The organism is Rhizobium vallis (genome assembly GCF_003985155.1).
Lineage (GTDB): Bacteria > Pseudomonadota > Alphaproteobacteria > Rhizobiales > Rhizobiaceae > Rhizobium > Rhizobium vallis.
In genome coordinates this window covers 193,870-209,681 of sequence record NZ_ML133698.1, presented here as the reverse complement: position 1 = coordinate 209,681, position 15,812 = coordinate 193,870, and the positions used below count along the sequence as shown (strand labels likewise).

At 62.4% G+C, this 15,812-nt stretch carries 16 protein-coding genes; 6 read left to right on the top strand and 10 right to left on the bottom strand.

The features are described 5' to 3' along the window. Nucleotides 1-235: 235 nt before the first annotated feature. The 6 genes from EFQ99_RS29075 to EFQ99_RS29045 form a co-directional block, all read right to left on the bottom strand. A complete protein-coding gene (locus EFQ99_RS29075; RefSeq protein ID WP_126924609.1) occupies nucleotides 236-559 on the bottom strand; it encodes a DUF736 domain-containing protein in 324 nt (107 codons plus the stop codon). 610 nt (nucleotides 560-1,169) lie between these two features. Further along, the gene (locus EFQ99_RS29070) at nucleotides 1,170-1,673 is read right to left on the bottom strand and encodes a GNAT family N-acetyltransferase (protein WP_126924608.1); all 504 of its coding nucleotides are present in this window, start codon (nucleotides 1,671-1,673) and stop codon (nucleotides 1,170-1,172) included. Between the two features lie 3 nt (nucleotides 1,674-1,676). Next, nucleotides 1,677-2,048 carry a type II toxin-antitoxin system TacA family antitoxin gene (locus EFQ99_RS29065; RefSeq protein WP_281024300.1) on the bottom strand — a complete coding sequence of 124 codons (372 nt, stop codon included), beginning with the start codon at nucleotides 2,046-2,048 and terminating at the stop codon, nucleotides 1,677-1,679. Continuing rightward, nucleotides 2,045-2,986 (bottom strand): DUF2493 domain-containing protein, encoded by a 942-nt coding sequence (locus EFQ99_RS29060; protein ID WP_126924607.1) that lies wholly within the window; start codon nucleotides 2,984-2,986, stop codon nucleotides 2,045-2,047. The genes EFQ99_RS29065 and EFQ99_RS29060 overlap by 4 nt, the downstream gene beginning before the upstream one ends. Before the next feature lie 317 nt (nucleotides 2,987-3,303). Further along, complete coding sequence (locus tag EFQ99_RS29050) at nucleotides 3,304-4,341, bottom strand: DUF7146 domain-containing protein (protein ID WP_126924606.1); 1,038 nt, start codon at nucleotides 4,339-4,341, stop codon at nucleotides 3,304-3,306. Between the two features lie 13 nt (nucleotides 4,342-4,354). Then, nucleotides 4,355-4,612 (bottom strand): hypothetical protein, encoded by a 258-nt coding sequence (locus EFQ99_RS29045; RefSeq protein WP_126924605.1) that lies wholly within the window; start codon nucleotides 4,610-4,612, stop codon nucleotides 4,355-4,357. 245 nt (nucleotides 4,613-4,857) lie between these two features. Here EFQ99_RS29045 and EFQ99_RS35690 point away from each other — a divergent pair, with 245 nt between their 5' ends. Further along, on the top strand, nucleotides 4,858-5,016 hold the full coding sequence (locus EFQ99_RS35690) for a hypothetical protein (protein ID WP_245441598.1): 159 nt from the start codon (nucleotides 4,858-4,860) through the stop codon (nucleotides 5,014-5,016). 77 nt (nucleotides 5,017-5,093) lie between these two features. After that, the gene (locus EFQ99_RS29035) at nucleotides 5,094-6,284 is read left to right on the top strand and encodes a DUF1173 domain-containing protein (RefSeq protein ID WP_126924604.1); all 1,191 of its coding nucleotides are present in this window, start codon (nucleotides 5,094-5,096) and stop codon (nucleotides 6,282-6,284) included. A gap of 353 nt (nucleotides 6,285-6,637) precedes the next feature. Here EFQ99_RS29035 and EFQ99_RS29030 read toward each other — a convergent pair whose 3' ends face one another. Both EFQ99_RS29030 and EFQ99_RS29025 read right to left on the bottom strand, forming a co-directional pair. Beyond that, nucleotides 6,638-7,828, bottom strand: coding sequence for a DUF932 domain-containing protein (locus tag EFQ99_RS29030; RefSeq protein WP_126924603.1), 1,191 nt, complete (start codon nucleotides 7,826-7,828; stop codon nucleotides 6,638-6,640). Between the two features lie 116 nt (nucleotides 7,829-7,944). Continuing rightward, the gene (locus EFQ99_RS29025) at nucleotides 7,945-10,086 is read right to left on the bottom strand and encodes a ParB/RepB/Spo0J family partition protein (RefSeq protein ID WP_126924602.1); all 2,142 of its coding nucleotides are present in this window, start codon (nucleotides 10,084-10,086) and stop codon (nucleotides 7,945-7,947) included. Between the two features lie 503 nt (nucleotides 10,087-10,589). Here EFQ99_RS29025 and EFQ99_RS29020 point away from each other — a divergent pair. The 4 genes from EFQ99_RS29020 to EFQ99_RS29005 all read left to right on the top strand — a co-directional run bounded on the left by EFQ99_RS29020 (nucleotide 10,590) and on the right by EFQ99_RS29005 (nucleotide 13,537). Beyond that, complete coding sequence (locus EFQ99_RS29020; RefSeq protein ID WP_126924601.1) at nucleotides 10,590-10,925, top strand: helix-turn-helix domain-containing protein; 336 nt, start codon at nucleotides 10,590-10,592, stop codon at nucleotides 10,923-10,925. Beyond that, nucleotides 10,918-12,165, top strand: coding sequence for a type II toxin-antitoxin system HipA family toxin (locus tag EFQ99_RS29015; protein WP_126924600.1), 1,248 nt, complete (start codon nucleotides 10,918-10,920; stop codon nucleotides 12,163-12,165). Before EFQ99_RS29020 ends, EFQ99_RS29015 begins: the two co-directional genes overlap by 8 nt. Beyond that, on the top strand, nucleotides 12,162-13,187 hold the full coding sequence (locus EFQ99_RS29010) for a hypothetical protein (RefSeq protein ID WP_245441597.1): 1,026 nt from the start codon (nucleotides 12,162-12,164) through the stop codon (nucleotides 13,185-13,187). The genes EFQ99_RS29015 and EFQ99_RS29010 overlap by 4 nt, the downstream gene beginning before the upstream one ends. A 203-nt stretch (nucleotides 13,188-13,390) precedes the next feature. Continuing rightward, a complete protein-coding gene (locus tag EFQ99_RS29005; RefSeq protein WP_126924599.1) occupies nucleotides 13,391-13,537 on the top strand; it encodes an addiction module antidote protein in 147 nt (48 codons plus the stop codon). Nucleotides 13,538-13,587: 50 nt separating this feature from the next. On the opposite strand, the gene virB11 is transcribed toward EFQ99_RS29005, so the two are convergent. After that, entirely contained in the window at nucleotides 13,588-14,622 is a 1,035-nt protein-coding gene (gene virB11, locus EFQ99_RS29000) for a P-type DNA transfer ATPase VirB11 (RefSeq protein ID WP_126924598.1), read from the bottom strand. Between the two features lie 8 nt (nucleotides 14,623-14,630). Then, complete coding sequence (virB10, locus tag EFQ99_RS28995) at nucleotides 14,631-15,806, bottom strand: type IV secretion system protein VirB10 (protein WP_126924597.1); 1,176 nt, start codon at nucleotides 15,804-15,806, stop codon at nucleotides 14,631-14,633. Between the last annotated feature and the right edge of the window lie 6 nt (nucleotides 15,807-15,812).

Sequence of the window (15,812 nt, the reverse complement as noted above, 5' to 3'; positions counted from 1 at the left end):
CTGATACCATGGTGGGAGAGCTTCAAAGCTTATCCCGGAGAGAAGCGCGGGCCGCGAACGACGTCACAAACCGCACAGGCTGAAAACTCGTAGGCGCTTGACCTCGCCACGCCGATTAGAGAAGACAGTCCACGTTTCGTTTGGCACCAGAAAACAGGCGGCAGGCACAGCCGGCCGCCTCGGGTGTGTCACCGCGGAAGCCGGCCCCGATCGCTCGAGGCCGGCTGAGTGTCATTCAGTTCGGGCTGTTCCAGAGGATAACCTTCTTGTTCGGATCGCCGCCGGGCGCCTGAGCGAGGTTGCCGAAGATCACGCCGATCTCCGGCGCCTCCAGCTTCACCGAGAGATATTCCTCGCCGGTCTGGCGGGCGATGCGGTTCCAGCCGGCGCCGATCTCGAATCCGGTCTTGCGGTGGATGACGCGGTAGTCGGGGGCTTCCTCGCTCGCCTTGTGGGCGTTCGGGACGATGGCGATCGGGGCATTGACCAAAATGGTCGCGAAGATGCCTTCGAGGCTGCCGTCGGTCTTCTGCGTCAGGGTTGCGATCGTGGTGGCCATGGTATTGTCTCCTTCGGTTGCTCGGGACCATTCCCGATGGCGCCCGAAGAAGGGGGCGACTGCAGGCGTCACCGGAGCGCAGCGCAGGGGAACCCCTTGCGGGTTGACGCTGATGGCGGCCGGTCCCTTAAAAAGGCGACATGGAGAACGGGAATGGTCTCGCGCGACCGAAGGGCGGGACAAATTATCATGACAGCCCGATCCGGCGCTGCGCCAGAGGGCCAGGACTCTTGGAATGCCTCGCCGCCATTCTGCTCAAAGCCCTTGCCACTCCCAACCACCGCAAGCGAGAAGCGCCCACCCGCCGCCCATCATACATTGTCGCTCGGCGGGACCGACGCGGTGATCGCATCGGCAACTGCAAACAGTGGGGCAATGCTGGGTGGAACTGCTCGCTCGGGGGATCGAACATGTGATCCTTCGCAGACTCGCCTCGGCGCCCGATTGACGAATCCGACAGTGTCCCCCCGGACATCCAGCCGCCGGCACCCGGGCAACATCGAGCGTCCGAGGCCGGCTTCGTCGAGCATTCTTCGCAGGCCTGTGACGTGCCAACACATCACAAAACGGAATCTATCGGCTGCAAAGGCGCGGCAGGTCGAATATCTATCTAGAAAGCCGCCATCCATGCTCTGATGTCCGTCATCGACCGCAGGAGGATGGACTGGTTGTCGAGCGACGGAATAAAGCCCCAGCTCTGCCAGAAACGCTCCGCCTCTTCATCGACGGCGCGAACGACGATCGCTCGCCCGCCGACCAAATCGGCGCCGGCGATGCAGCGGCGAAAGGCATCCTTGACGAGCGCCGTGCCGATACCGCGACCAACATGCTGACGATCGACTGCAAGCTGACCGATGAGCAGACACGGGATCGGGTCGGGTGGACGGCCCGTACGGATCTTTCGGGTCACGACATTTGGCGTGATGACGGTCGGGGCAAGTCCATAATAGCCAACGACCACGTCGTCGTCATGGATGACGAACACCCTCGTAAAACCGTGCTGGTGGTTCGATCGGGCAAAGGTCGCAAGCCAGGCGTCGAGCGCAGGCTTGCCAGAGCTGAATGACTCCAGGCGATGACGCTCCGGAAGCGGCTCGATCTGTGACAGGCCCAAAGCTCAATGTTCCCAGGGCGCTTGACGCTGCAGGCGCTCCGCTACCTTGGCGGGCGCAGCGGCTGACGGCGCTTCGATGGCCGCAACAAAAGCTTCAAAAGCGTCGGCGGAAACGCGAATGACACTCTCGTTGAGGATAGCCGTCTGCGCTTCCTGCACCGCAGCGCGGCGCATGAACTCGGTTCGGGATAGCCCGGTCAGGGCCGCGCCCCGATCGATGATTGCGAGATCATCATCGCGAAAGCGCATGGAAACGGGCGTTTCCTTTCGAGCACTGGTAGCGGCCATGTCTATTTCCTTGCTAGATGAAGCGCAATGTAATGCAGAGCGCATTACATTGCAACGATCATCAGGAACGAAGGAAATGGCGCTCACGCGCCATCCTCCGCGGCCTGCCAGACCGGGATGCCAAGTCGACGCGCCTTGTCGGCGAGATTGCCGGTGATGCCGGAGCCGGGAAAGACGATGATGCCAGTCGGCATGACCGAGAGCATCTCGTCGTTGCGGCGGAAGGGAGCGGCCTTGGCATGCTTCGTCCAGTTCGGCTTGAAGGTGATCTGTGTCACCTTGCGGGCCTCGGCCCAGCAGGCTGCGATGCGCTCGGCGCCTTTCGGTGCGCCGCCGTGGAGCAGGATCATATCAGGGTGCTTTAGTTGTACCTGGTCAAGCTTCGCCCAGATGCGTTGGTGATCATTGTAATCCATGCCGCCGGAGAAAGCGATCTTGGTCCCGGCCGGGATCAGCACCTCGGTCTCGACGTGGCGGCGTGCGGAAAGGAAGTCCCTGGAGTCGATCATCGCCGCCGTCATGTTGGCATGGCTGACTTTGGAGCCGGTGCGCGGCCGCCAGGCCGAACCGGTCTGCGCCTCGAAGAGGTCGGCCGAATAGTCGCGTATGAACTCAAAGGCATTGCGGCGCTCAAGAAATGTGATGCCTTCGGCGATCAGCCGCTCGAGCTCGACGCTCTTGACCTCCGAGCCGTCCTGCTCCCGCTGGCCGGCGCGTTGTGCATCCTCGTTTCGCTGAAGCTCGCGCTGGATGCGCTCGCCAGCCCGGTGGAAGAGGTTGACCGTCGACCAGAGCAAGTCTTCGAGATCGGGCTCCAGCCGCGTATCGCCGAGCATCTCGAACAGGGCGTCGAAGATCGAAGTCAGCGCCGACTGAACGACCGGCTCTTCCGGGAGCGGCCGCGGATCGGGCTCGTCCTGGAAAGGGCGATGGCCGTAGATCTGCATTTCGTAGATGGAGCGGTCGGTCGAGGAAGAGGCGTGGTGGGGCTCGAAGGTGTCGTCAATGGAAAGGGTCGAGTTCATGATGGTCTCCGTCGGTTGCGGCCGCGCCTCTCGCGGCCTGACGGCGAACCCGTTCACGCGGAGACGGGCCGGAACCGCGGCGCGAAGTGCTGCGGCCCAGCGTAGCGCCGGGCGGGGACAAGAAGGTTTCTTGACCCGCGAGGAGCGCCGGCTCCGCCGGCGCGGGGAAGAAACCTGACTGACCAGCTGAAGGCCAGGCCGCCGCGTGGTAAGGGTCGTCTCTCGGCAGGCCCGCGGGCGCGCTCCCACCCGAAGGAAGTGCCCATGGAACAACCTTCCCTGTTGCGACAACCGCCACCACTGCCGTTCGACCCGCCTCACACGGGCAGGAAAACCATCGCGTCCTCCGGAACGAGTTGGGCCCGCAGGCTCGCCGTCAGCCGGTCCGGGCCGAGCCAGCGCAGATCCTCGTTGAAGTCGCCGAGTTCAGGGGCAAGCACAAGTGGCAGGATCCCGAGCGCCAGGGCGTGGCGGCTCAACCCTTCGACCGCGTGCCGGCCGGCGGCATCAGCGTCGCCGGCGATGTAGAGACGCAGGCACGCCGCAGGCGGCAAGAAGGCCGCGAGGTGGTTGGCGGTTAGCGCGGCGACCATCGGCATCGCGGGCATCACATGGCATAGCGACAGGATCGATTCCAGGCCTTCGCCCGCGACCATGACAGGCACGAGATTATGGAGCGGAAAGCCGAAGCGCACGGCATTGCCGAAAAGACCGCCGAGCGCACGGCGGGGATCCTCGACCTTCGCCTTGCCGTCGCCGCCCGGATCGAGCCATGTGCGATGCACGCCGGTAATAGCGCCGGAAGGATCGGTTACCGCAGCGACGAGCGCCGGATAGCCGGACGTCCGACCGGTCACAAGATCCCGGTAGTAGCAAGAGGGATGGAAGCGCAGGGCAGGATGGAGGGACGCCCTGAGGATAGCGCGCTGGCGCAGATAGCTGTCGCCAAGCGTTCCCGCCAGCGGCTGGGTCATTCGAAAGAGTCGCCTTGCACGCTCCGCCGCCGGTCTATCGACCGGCAGTTGGTCGGAGGCCGCGCCCCTGCGAGACGACGCTGGTTGGGGTTGGGGAAGGCTGAGGAAATGGCGTGCCTCGTTGGCGACGTCTCGGAAATCGATGAGCCCGCAGCTTTCCCGCACGAGATCGAGAAGGTCGCCATACTGGCCGGTCGCCGCATCCGTCCAATGCCCGGCACGCGAACCGGAGAGATGCACATAGAGCGACCGGCCTTTGCTGTTGGCGACATCGCCAACGATCCAGTAATTGCCGGCCCGACGGCCGGCTGAGAGGTAGTGACGGCAGACCGCCTCGGCATCGCGCGCAAGACGGTCCGCCAGTTCGGAAGGGGATAACATGGCCAGCCCTCCGTCATGGCCGGCTGGCGACACCGACGAGACGATGGCGCTGCATCAGCCGGGCGGGGATCGGAGCCTTGTCCTCAAGGTCGCTGGCGCAAAAGAAAATTGCTGTGACGCCACGGCCATCGATCGAGATTGATAGCTGCTGCCTGAAAAGAAGCACCACCACCTTGCCTACGTCGAACATGCGCCCAGTGCGGCTGGCACGATCGGATGACACGGAAGCAGAAGCAGCTTCATCAACGGCCGGAGACGAGATCACATTCATATAGGAACCCTGTCGAGAGCGAAGGATGGACCGACCTGCCTGGGCGCTCTCCAAGCCTCGGCAAGTCAACCCTTCCCGGCTCCCCTCTTACTCTTCCATTACGGCCGCGCCCGCATCCTGCTGCCGGCAGCGGAAAGTTCATGCGGTTGCCAACTTCCAGATTTCGGATCGATGGCTCCCAATCAACTAATCGCTGACTTCCAATTTTCATGGTCGATAGTTCCAATTTTCGAGGAGGAGGAATCATGGGGGAGAACTTCGCCTTCGGAGTCGTCCTTTATGACAGCACCGATGTCGTCTCCTACGGCGACCGGTTTGCAGCAGCTCCCCCTCTCCTGCCTTTGGCGATGACCCGTTTCCAGTCGCTCGGACGTACAACCGATATACTGCCTATTTTAAGATAGTATAATCGGAGAAGTTTGTGCTACGAACTCGGACGTGGTTTGGTCAGCCGGTCCGGAGAGACGGCCATGGGGGCGATGTGCGACAGTTTTTGATCGGCGGGCAGGCGTTCGACGAGGACGCTCCCGAGCTTCCCGTCCGGCTCGAACATGCTTACGTGCAGAAGCTACGGCCACTTTGCCGATGCAAAGACCCGCCGGTTCCCATGTACATTGCACACGTCGACGAGCTCTATGTCATCAAGCGCATGCCGCTTTCGGGGCGGGACCATGACCCTGCATGCCCGGCCTACGAACCGCCCTATGAATTATCGGGCTTGGGATCCTTGATCGGCAACGCGATCCAGATCGACGCGAGTGGGAAAGCTGCCCTGCAGCTGGATTTTCCCCTGACGAAGAAAGGCGCTCGCAGCGCGCCGGCGTCCTCCATGGAGGCGTCTGAGCCGGCGCTGCGCAATGAGACAAAGAAGCTCTCGTTGCGCGCCGTCCTGCACTATCTCTGGGAGGCGGGAGAACTGACGGAATGGCGCTCGTCATGGGCCGGCAAACGCGGTTGGGGCCGGGTGCGGACAAGTCTCATCAACGCCGCCTCACAGATGACCGCACGCGGCGGACCATTGAGCGACATTCTGTTCGTGCCGGAAGTGTTTCATCAGGAGGACCGCGAAGGAATAGCGTCGCGGCGGGCAGCAGCTTTGACCACTGCCCATGTCTCTGGCACCGGGCTGCGGAAGCTGATGATGACTGTGGCGGAGGTGAAGGAATTCACTGCTGCCCGCGGCGGCCAGAAAATCGTCGTCCGCCACCTCCCCTTCCCCTTCATGATCGAGGAGGGGATATGGAAGCGGCTGAGCGCCAGATACGAGACGGAGCTCGAGCTTTGGCGGTCGAGCGAACACTGCCATCTGATCATGATCGCCACCTTCGGGATATCGGCCGCGGGGATCGCATCCATCGAGGAGATCGCCATGATGGTGGTCAACGAGAACTGGATCCCGTTCGAGAGCATCCATGAGCAACATCTCCTGGAACGTCTTTCAAGGCTGAAGCGAAAGAGCGTGAAAGGCCTGCGCTTCAATCTCTCGCGGGAGCAGCCGGTCGTCTCGGTTACCCTGCCGGAACAACGCCCCGCGCCCGTCGCGCTGTTCATCGTCCCCATCGGTGCCGACGAAAACTACGAACTCGCCCTCAATGAAATGATTGCCGCGAGAGCAGAGATGACGCCATGGATTTGGCGCGTCGCCGACGGAGAAATACCCCGCCTGCCGTGATCGCCGACAGCTCTGCATCGGTGCGCCTATGCTGGCTAGTCGTACGAGGAAAGCCTCTACACGGGCTCCGCCTTTGTCCGCACGGAGCGGCTCGACCTTTTCTGCATAGCTGCACTGCACAATAAATGTTTTACCAACCGGTCAAAATATGTGCATATTGCCTCCAGCTGATGCATCTGATGGTTTTCCTCCCAGTGCCATCGTTTCAGCTGTTCCCCTCTGGAGGTTATTGACCTTCACACCTTAAAGGGCCCTGGTCTTCCAGTGGCCCTATTTTTCTGTGTCAGCAGCGAAGTGAGGTTCACGGCCGCCTGCATTGTCGCTTGACGGCGTTGCTACGGGCTGGGGCGGGCTCAGCTTGCACTTTCAAGAAGCTTCTTCGCCTTGCCTTCGAGTTCGAGGCGGGTGTCCTGATGGGTCTTGTCGCGCGCCAAGGCGGTGATACCCTGGACGAAGTCGAACACGCTTTCCGGCGGGTGCCCCTCTTCGGACAGAACCATGTCGATGACCTTGCCGGTTTCCGATTTCGAGAAGCCGCGTCGGCGCAGGAAAGCCTGGCGATCCTCGTCGTTGCGCGCGACGATGCGTTCGCGGGCCGCCCGGATACCGGCAACGAAGGCTGCCGGCGAGGAATTGGAAAAACTCGTCAGCGCCGGCGCCGCCTCGTGCGCGAAACGTTCGGCCGCGAACTTCGAATGGCGGATGCTGATCTCCTCGAAATTTTCCGAGCCCCAAATGTTGCGGTTGGCGCAGACCGCGCGCAGATAGAATGACGCGATGCCGAGCGTCTTCGATCCGACTTCGGAATTCCATGCATAGAACCCGCGGAAGAAGAGATCCGGTTCGCCATTCGGCAACCGGCCCGCCTCGATCGGATGCGTGTCGTCAACAAGGAACACGAACACATCGCGATCGCTCGCATAGAGCGTCGTCCTATCCTTGGTGATGTCGATGAAGGGATTGTGCGTCATGCTCGACCAGTCGAGAAGGCCGGGCACCTTCCAGATCGTGTCCCCAGTGCCGTTGCCGGCAATCTTCATCACCGCCGAGACGAGTTCGTGGTCCCAGATACGGCCATATTCCGGGCCGGTTACAGCCCGCAGTTCGACGCGGCCGTCGTCCATCTCCAGGGTTTTTACCAGCTCCGCCCGGTAGTTGAGCAAGCCGTGCTGCAGATTGATGGCAGCGAGCGGCGCCGGTAGTTGACGCATATAGGTCGCCGGAGCGCCGACCAAGCTGCAGAGCTGGCCATAACTCCAGTGCGTTGGTGCGATCGGCTGCCGATCGCCGGGGACGATGAGCTCGAGGCGCTCGGCGTTGTCGCGGGTGGCTTCGACCCGGATGGCGGAACTTTCCACGGTGCGCGCACGAGCATGGTCGGCCCGCGTCTTGACCGCGTGATGGAGCTCGGAAAGCGACAGATATCGTTCGTCGTCCGGCCGCGAGAACCACTCGGACGAGACGCGGCCAATGCGCTGTCCGCGCGAGATATCGACCTTGAAACCGGCCGAAACCGGGCTGGAACTGGGAAGCATGGTGTTCATGATGTGTCTCCTGAAAACGAAAGAGCCCGGCGCGGTGGCCGGGCAGTGTTGAGATGGGAGTCGGACGGATGGACAGCCCGGCGATGGCGCCGGGCTGCGATGATCAGGGGTGGAGCCTATTCCGCGGCGTCGAGATGGCCGGCGCGATGCTGCGCTTCCTGGTTCCGGTCGCCGACATCGGCGTCCTCCGTCAGAAATGCCGGAAGATCGTTGCTGTCGGCCTGCGAGATCCCGTCGTCGCTTGCCTGGTCGACCGCCCGCGGGAGATTGTAGGAAGGAGCCGCCTCGGCAGATGTCCGCAGCGGCTCCGGAAGCCAGCCGCTGCCGTCGAGCAGGCGCTCGGCTTCGCGCGCCATATCCTGCTTCTTCAGATGGTCGATGAGTTGGGCGGACTGTTCGCCCTTGGCCTCGCGAACCGCCTGCAGGATGTGCGCCTTGGTGACCCGGCCGAGATAATTGTCGACCGTCGGCGCCCAGCCGGCGTCGACCATGTCGAAGCCGACCGAACGCGCGACTTGTTCGGCATGGGCAATCGCACGCGTGCGTTTGTTCCATGGCTCGATGACCGCGTTGACTGACATGGAGGCGCAATGGGCGAGGAGCGCCTGGCGGCTGACGTCGTCGAGCACAATCAGGTAGGCCCAGAGGTCGTCGGGGTTGCTGGGAAGATCCTGGCCCCATGCCTCGTGTCGCTGATCGATCTCCTTGGCCCAAACGGTGTCGCCAAGACCCTGGGTCTGACTGAATTTGGCGCTCTGCAGCGTCAGTTCCAGGCATGAATCCGAGCCATAGAGATAGAAGGTCTTCAGCACGAAGGCATGTAGCACCGCCACGAGGGCGATGACCGGATCATTGGCGAGCGCGTTGCGCAGCGCGATCGTGCGCGTCGCCGTCAGGTCGAGCACCAGACGATCGGAGAGCGGCCGCAGAGCGTCGTCCTCTTCCTCCACCTGGTCACCTGGGACCGGCTTGCCGTTGACCGAGACGCCGGCGACGGAAGGCGACCCGGTGACGTCGTCGCCGATATCACCATCGGCCGCTTCCGCGTCGTCACCGCCGGTTTCGACTTGCAGCTCATCCTCAGGCCGGACGAAACCGCGCTCGATCTGCAGTTCACCATTGGCGGCAAGGGAGATAAAAGCGCCACCTCCGGCGACGTCTTGCCGATCGAAGACGCAGGGCCGGTCATTGAGCTGATCGATCTCGCTTCCGAGTTCCTCGAGCCGCCGCTCGATCTCGTCGGAAGAGACTTCGGCTCTGGCATATTCGGCGTCGAGCTTGTCGTATTCGGCCTTCAACGCATCGTGGCGGGAAAGCTCCTCCTCACTGAGTTCCCGCTGTTTGCCATGGAAGCGGCGAAGGCCCGATGTGTGGCCATAGGGGAAGTCGAAAGCAGCCTCGACCCACTTCCAGCCTTCCTCCGTCTTCAGAGTTTCGGCATCCGCAGTCAGCTTCTCGACAACCAGTTGTTCAAGTAGTGCCGGATCCTGCAACCAGCCGCCATTATCCTGCTCGAAGAGGTCGCGCATCACGATGCCGCCGGCCGCTTCATAGACCTCGATGCCGACATAGACCGCCCGGCGATCGCCTGCGCGGATCGTCGTCTCGGTAAGGAGCCTGCGGATGTAGTAGGCGTCCCGGACGTGCTGGCGCGAGATCGTTTCCCAGACCTGCTCCTGCCGAACATGATCATGGGTGATCGAGAACGCCATGATCTGTTCAAGCCTCATCTCGTCTCCAGCGTAGAGATCGAGCAGCCGCGGCGACACGGAAGCCAGCCGCAGGCGCTGCCGAACCGTCGCGACCGAGACGAAAAAGCGTGCAGCGATTTCATCCTCACCGAGACCCTGTTCGCGAAGCGCCTGGAAAGCGCGATATTGATCGAGCGGATGAAGATCGACACGCTGAACGTTTTCGGCGAGAGAGTCATCTTCGGCGGAGAGCTCATCGCCGCGCTTGACGATGCAGGGTACAGGTTCCGTCATTGCCATGCGCTTCTGCGAGACGAGCAATTCGAGGGCACGATATCGCCGGCCGCCGGCCGGTACGTCGAACCTGCCGGTCTCCTTACCATCCCCGTCGAGGATAGGGCGAACACTCAGGCTCTGCAGGAGCTTGCGGCGGGCAATATCTTCCGCCAGATTTTCGATGGAAACACCGGCCTTGATTTTGCGGACGTTGCTCTGCGAGAGTTCGAGCTTATCGAAAGGAATGTCTTCCGATCGGTTCAGGGTGATCTTCTGAACGGCTTTAGCCATTTCATTTCTCCGTGGCGGGCCGGCCGGAGCCTCTCTCCGAACCTCCTAACCCGTCACAGAATCCCCTTCCCGCCTCTTACTCTTTCTCCGCCTAGCCCTCAAAATTTTCCGCCCGTTTTCCCCCGCAGGAGTCCAGGCGGCGCGATCAAACGGGCGGACGGGAGTTGTCGCCAAGTGTTGATTTCAAAGGAAAAATCGCACAAAAAATATTTTGCGCGGTTTCGGTATCTATCGAGGTCGATCGCCTCTCGAAACTGATTTTCGGCTGCTTGGCGTCGCTCCAGAGCCAACCGAAAAGTACCGTCATGTCTCTATAGCAGAGTTCACAAGCCCGATCGAGGACCCGGGCGCGCTCGACCGCCCCCTACGCTTCACGGCTAGCTTTCTGGCGGAACCGGGCAGTTCCCGCAGCCGGTAAACACTGGGATCGACTCTAGGCGGGGCTAGAAGAATTGTAATCTTCGTGCTACATATCCCGCCGATCTGTAGTGCGAAGGTAGCAAATGCCTACTCCACATACCCCTCCAGCGGCCGTGCGTCGTGCCCTGCGGAAGCTCGGCGCGGATATCCACGACGCCCGCCGCCGTCGCAAGCTGCCTATGGCGGTCGTGGCGGAGCGTGCTTTCACATCGCGGTCGACCCTACAAAGGGTCGAAGCCGGCGACACCAATGTCAGTATAGGCATCTATGCCGGCGTGCTGCAGGCCCTCGGCCTGCTCGACGGCCTGAGCCAGGTCGCCGACATCAGCAACGACAGCGTCGGACAGGCGTTGGCCAGCGCCGATCTGCCCAAGCACATCCATCTCAAGCGGCCATCCGGATCGTCCCGCGATGGCTGACTTCGAGGTCCATATCGATCTGGACGGCCGGACACGCTCGATTGGACTGGCGAGAAGCAATCGCGTCCGCGGCGCGGAAACGATCCTCTTTGAATATGACGATACGTGGCCCGATGACCCAGACCGCTTCTCTCTCGAGCCCGCCCTTGCTCTGACCCGCGGCGCCTTCGCCCCTCCTGCTGGACTGGCGACCTTCGGGTCCATTGGCGACTCGGCGCCCGATACCTGGGGTCGCCGCCTGATGCAGCGTGCCGAACGCCGCCTGGCGGAGCGCGAAGCTCACGCCGTTCGCACCCTCGCGGAAAGCGACTATCTGCTCGGTGTCGCCGACGAGACCAGGCTTGGCGCGCTCCGCTTCCGCTGGGTCGGCGACGAGGTTTTTCAGGCGCCGATCCGCGATGGCGTTCCCGCCCTGATCGAGCTTGGCAGACTGCTCCAGATCAGCGAGCGGATTCTCCGCGACGAGGAAACTGACGAAGATCTCCAACTCATCTTTGCCCCCGGCTCCTCTCTTGGCGGCGCGCGTCCGAAGGCGTCGGTCATCGACCAACATGGTCGCCTCTCCATCGCCAAGTTCCCGAAAGAGACCGACGACTACAGCATAGAGACCTGGGAGGAGATCGCGCTGCGGCTCGCCGGTCAGGCCGGTATCGCCACTCCCGATCATGAGCTGATCGATATCGCCGGCAAGGCAGTCATGCTCTCACGGCGCTTCGACCGCGATGGCGCGACCCGCATCCCGTTTCTGTCGGCGATGGCGATGGTGGGCGCCAGGGATGGCGAGCGCGGCAGCTACCCGGAGATCGTCGACGCCCTCGCGCAGCACGGCGCCCAGGGAAAAACCGACGCCCATGCCCTCTACCGGCGCGTGGTCTTCAACGTCCTGATCTCGAACGTCGATGATCACCTGCGCAATCACGGCTTCCTGTGGCAGGGAAAGGCCGGATGGTCGCTCTCACCGGCCTACGACCTCAATCCCGTTCCAACCGATCTGAAGGCACGGGTGCTCACGACGAACATCGATCTCGACGAAGGCACCTGCTCCGTCGATCTCCTGGAGGCGGCGTCGGAGTTCTTCGCACTCACGCTGCCGCAAGCGCGCATTGTCATCAAAGAAGTCGCGGCGGTGACCGCGACATGGCGCGACGCCGCCAAGGCGGTCGGCGCTCGATCGGCGGAGATCAACCGCATGGCCAGCGCTTTCGAGCATGACGATCTCAAGCGGGCGCTGGCGTTATGACGAGGACCTTCCTGCACAGTTTCGATCCGCCAGCATCCAGCCTTGTCACGGGCGCGACCGTCGACCTCGACGTCTCGGAGATCGAGGACGCCGGTATTCGCGAAGTGTTGCAGACGCCAGGGGCTGCATATGGCGCGTGGTCCATCCTCCACGCGCTGTTGACGCAACCGGCGGGCACACCCTTCATCCTCCGAGAACCGCTCGGACAGGCCCGCGAAGTGAAGGTTGCGCTATTCGGCCTGTTCGGCCGCTTCGTGGCCCGCGCCTATCTCGAACGATACTTCAACCTTTCGATCTGCGCGCATCGCGGCAGCCGCATCATCGACCTCGAATGTCGCCGGCAGGTCAAAGTCACGCGCTTGTTCCGTGGCGACCTGCCTGACTGGATCGCCTGCGCATCCGACCTGTCATCCTTGACCGTGGCCGAGGCCAAAGGCTGCCATGACAATGGCGGCCCGGCCAAAGCATTGAACCGCGCCTGGGCTCAGGCTGGACGGATAGATATCACCGCCGGAGGCAGTAAGGTCACAGTGAAGCGCATCGCCATCGCGACACGCTGGGGGATGGCGGCGCCAAGTCCCACCGAAGCCCACCTCTCGGTCCGCGATCCGGTCGATGAAGGCGAGCCGATCAAACCGGAGGAGAAAGACGCGCTCTTCATCGGGCTTCTCCGCCTCCATATCGCCAATCTCATCAATTCGCTCGGGCACGCGGAGCTCGCCAGCGCCCTTCGCGGCCTCACCCACCAGCCCTTCGCGCGAAGGCTCCAAGGGGATCTCCAACGCACCCGGTCACTGCTGGATGCCGTGCCGGTAAGAGAAGTGGAAAAAGCAACGGCCATGGGCGGACTGATCGGAGGGATCGTCACCCGTGCCGGGCCAGCCCGTCGCCGACACCGACGTCGCGCCCGCCGATCAGCAGGCGCTCGCTCGCCTCAACCTCCGGCCAGTCTTCGTCGGCATCGAGCGATCTCATCCGTGCCGCTATCGACGCGGAGCTGCAAACCGTTCGTACCCGCCTGACGCAGACAGTGGGCCCGGATGAATTTGCGCGACCGGATCGCGCCGGCGGCTGGATCATCCCGCTCGGTGAGGAGCGCCGCATCATCGGCAGCACCTGAACCAGCGGCCACCGAACATAGGCATCAATGGGAAACAGCCGGCCACAGCAGACGCGGCACGATTAGGGGGCGAAACAATGGAAGCACAGGAGAACGATCTCTCGAATGAGCGCCATCGCCAACGAGACCGGACTTGGAAGAGAGAGCCTGTATAAAGCGTTGAAGGCAGGTTCCAAACTCCGCTATGAGACGGTCCTCAGGGTGCTTTCAGCATTAGGCGTCCGCCTAACGGTAACGCCAAAGGCGGCTTGATGCGCAACCGCTCCTAGCGCAGCTTTCTGCGTACATGCCGAAACTGGCGGCTACGCAAGGCTGTGATCATCAGATCTATGGGGTTCGGCGTTCCCGGCATCCCGATAGTAGATTTCGGTCACCCGAAACCGCCCATCGATGCGTTTGCACTGGACAATGACGTCGATCGCGATCTTCAGCATCTCCCGTATGTCACCTCGTTCCAGGTCCCTTCCGCCCTCTGACTCCTTAACCAGCAATGTCAGCTGTTCGAATGCAAGTCGCGCCGAGTCGGCGTGGACGGTCGTAATCGAACCGGGATGGCCTGAGTTGACGTTGCGGATGTAATAGAATGCGGTGCCATCGCGCAGCTCCTGGAGAAGGATGCGATCCGGCCGCATACGAAGGCAGGATTCGAGAAGATCTTTGGCCCCGACCTTCGCAAGCCCCTGGCCGCCCTTGGAATAGAAAAGACGGACGTGGTTGGGTTGCGGGATGACCAACTCGGGCGTGTCTTCAATGGAAATGATCCGCTCGCTCGAAGGAATATAGCGGATCAATGCCTTCGAAAGCGTCGTCTTGCCGGAGCCGGTCGCCCCGGAGATGATGATGTTCTTACGCGCGTATACCGCTTCCCGAAGGAAGGCCTGGTAGGAACCATTTCGATAGAACTCCAGGAGCTTGCGGTCCCCCGTACAGACGTCCGCTTCCGTCCGCGCCACCTCGGCAAACAGGCCGCCATGATCAAGATCGTTCAAGCTCAGCGACACCGACGACGGCTTCCTGATGGTGATGCTGACGGTTCCCTTCGTTGTTGCCGGCGGGATCACGATCTGGATGCGCTCGTCGCCTGGCAGCGTTGCCGAGAGGATCGGCCGGGTTTCGTCGATCGATTGGTGGGAAAAGCTGGCGACGGCGCGCGCCAGACGCATCAGCTTGTCGAACGACAGCTCCGGCAGATCGTGGATTTGCCAGCCGGCCGTACCCTCGGTGACGACCTGGGTTGGCCAGTTGATGATGATCTCATAGAGGGACTTGTCGCGCAGGAAGGGCGACAGCGGTGCCAGCAACTCGCGCACGACACCGGAATCGGCTCCCTCTGTCATTGGCGGACCTATTTGGTGACTAGGGTTGAGTTGGGAGCAAAGGCGCCCAGCACGGCGCGATCGTAAATGCGGCTGCGCGGTTCCGTCACGCGAAGCCGATAGACGCTCGAAAAATCGAGATCACGGCCCAGGAAGATCGAAACCAATTCCCCTTGATGCTTCATCAAGGTCGGCGGAATGTTGATCGACTGCTCGACGGCGATCGCCGCGGCCTGCTGACCGGCGCTCGTCGTGCCCTGCGCCTCGACACCGCTATCCTGCATCTGGGTGTTGGCATAGGAGGTCGCATCGCCGACGATCGACAAAAGGATCGCGCTGCCAAAACGCTCCCACCAATGGGTATCGACGTAGCCGTCGACGCCGGCACGCCCAAGGGCATCGGTTGCCGGCGATGTCAGGGTGATGATCACGCCCTTCGGCGTCTTCGCCCGGCTCCAGAGGACAAACAGCCGTTTCTGACCGCGTCGAAGACCGCCGCGATATTCGCCGACGACCTGCGTGCCCTTCTCCATCAGAACGACACGGCCGTTGTCCGACAGGATGTCCCGATTGATGACGCAGCTTGTGAACCCGGGCTGGTCGGAAGAAAGTGCTGTCTCCAGGACGCAGGGAATGGAGGTTCCCATGGCGATGATGAAGTCCCGGTTCCCAAACGTTCCGGCGCGCGAGCCCTGAAGCTGCGTCGGTGTCAGCATGCGGTCGAATCGCTGGTCCTCGTTTTCGCTCTGGGCGCCGAGGTTGCCCGGATTATTCCCGAGCGGAATGTAGTTCGTGCTGGTATCAGCGCTGGAGGCTTCGTCCTGACGACGGGTCGGAGGTGACTTCTCACCACCATAAGCCATGACCGGCGCGCGACGGGCTGCGTCGAGCAGCTTATCATCCTCGCCTGGGACCTGCTCAGTCGCCAGAGGTGTTGGAAGCTGGACTTCCGGTGGCGCGGCGATCGGTTGGACCGGCTCTTTTGCCGGCTCGAAATCCGATGTCTGGCGGATGACGACACGCTCGGGCTGCGTGCCGTCGGCCGGCTTCTCCTGCCCGCGCATCGACCAGAGCGCAAAGCCAACGAAGGCGACGATTGCGAGCGCCACCGCACCGCGCTTCAGGGTTGGGTTGTTGTCCAGCCCGCGGCCGACCGTGGTTTCCGCGCGCTCCCCCGGGATTTGGGTGGTGTCTTCCTCGGCCATGACCTC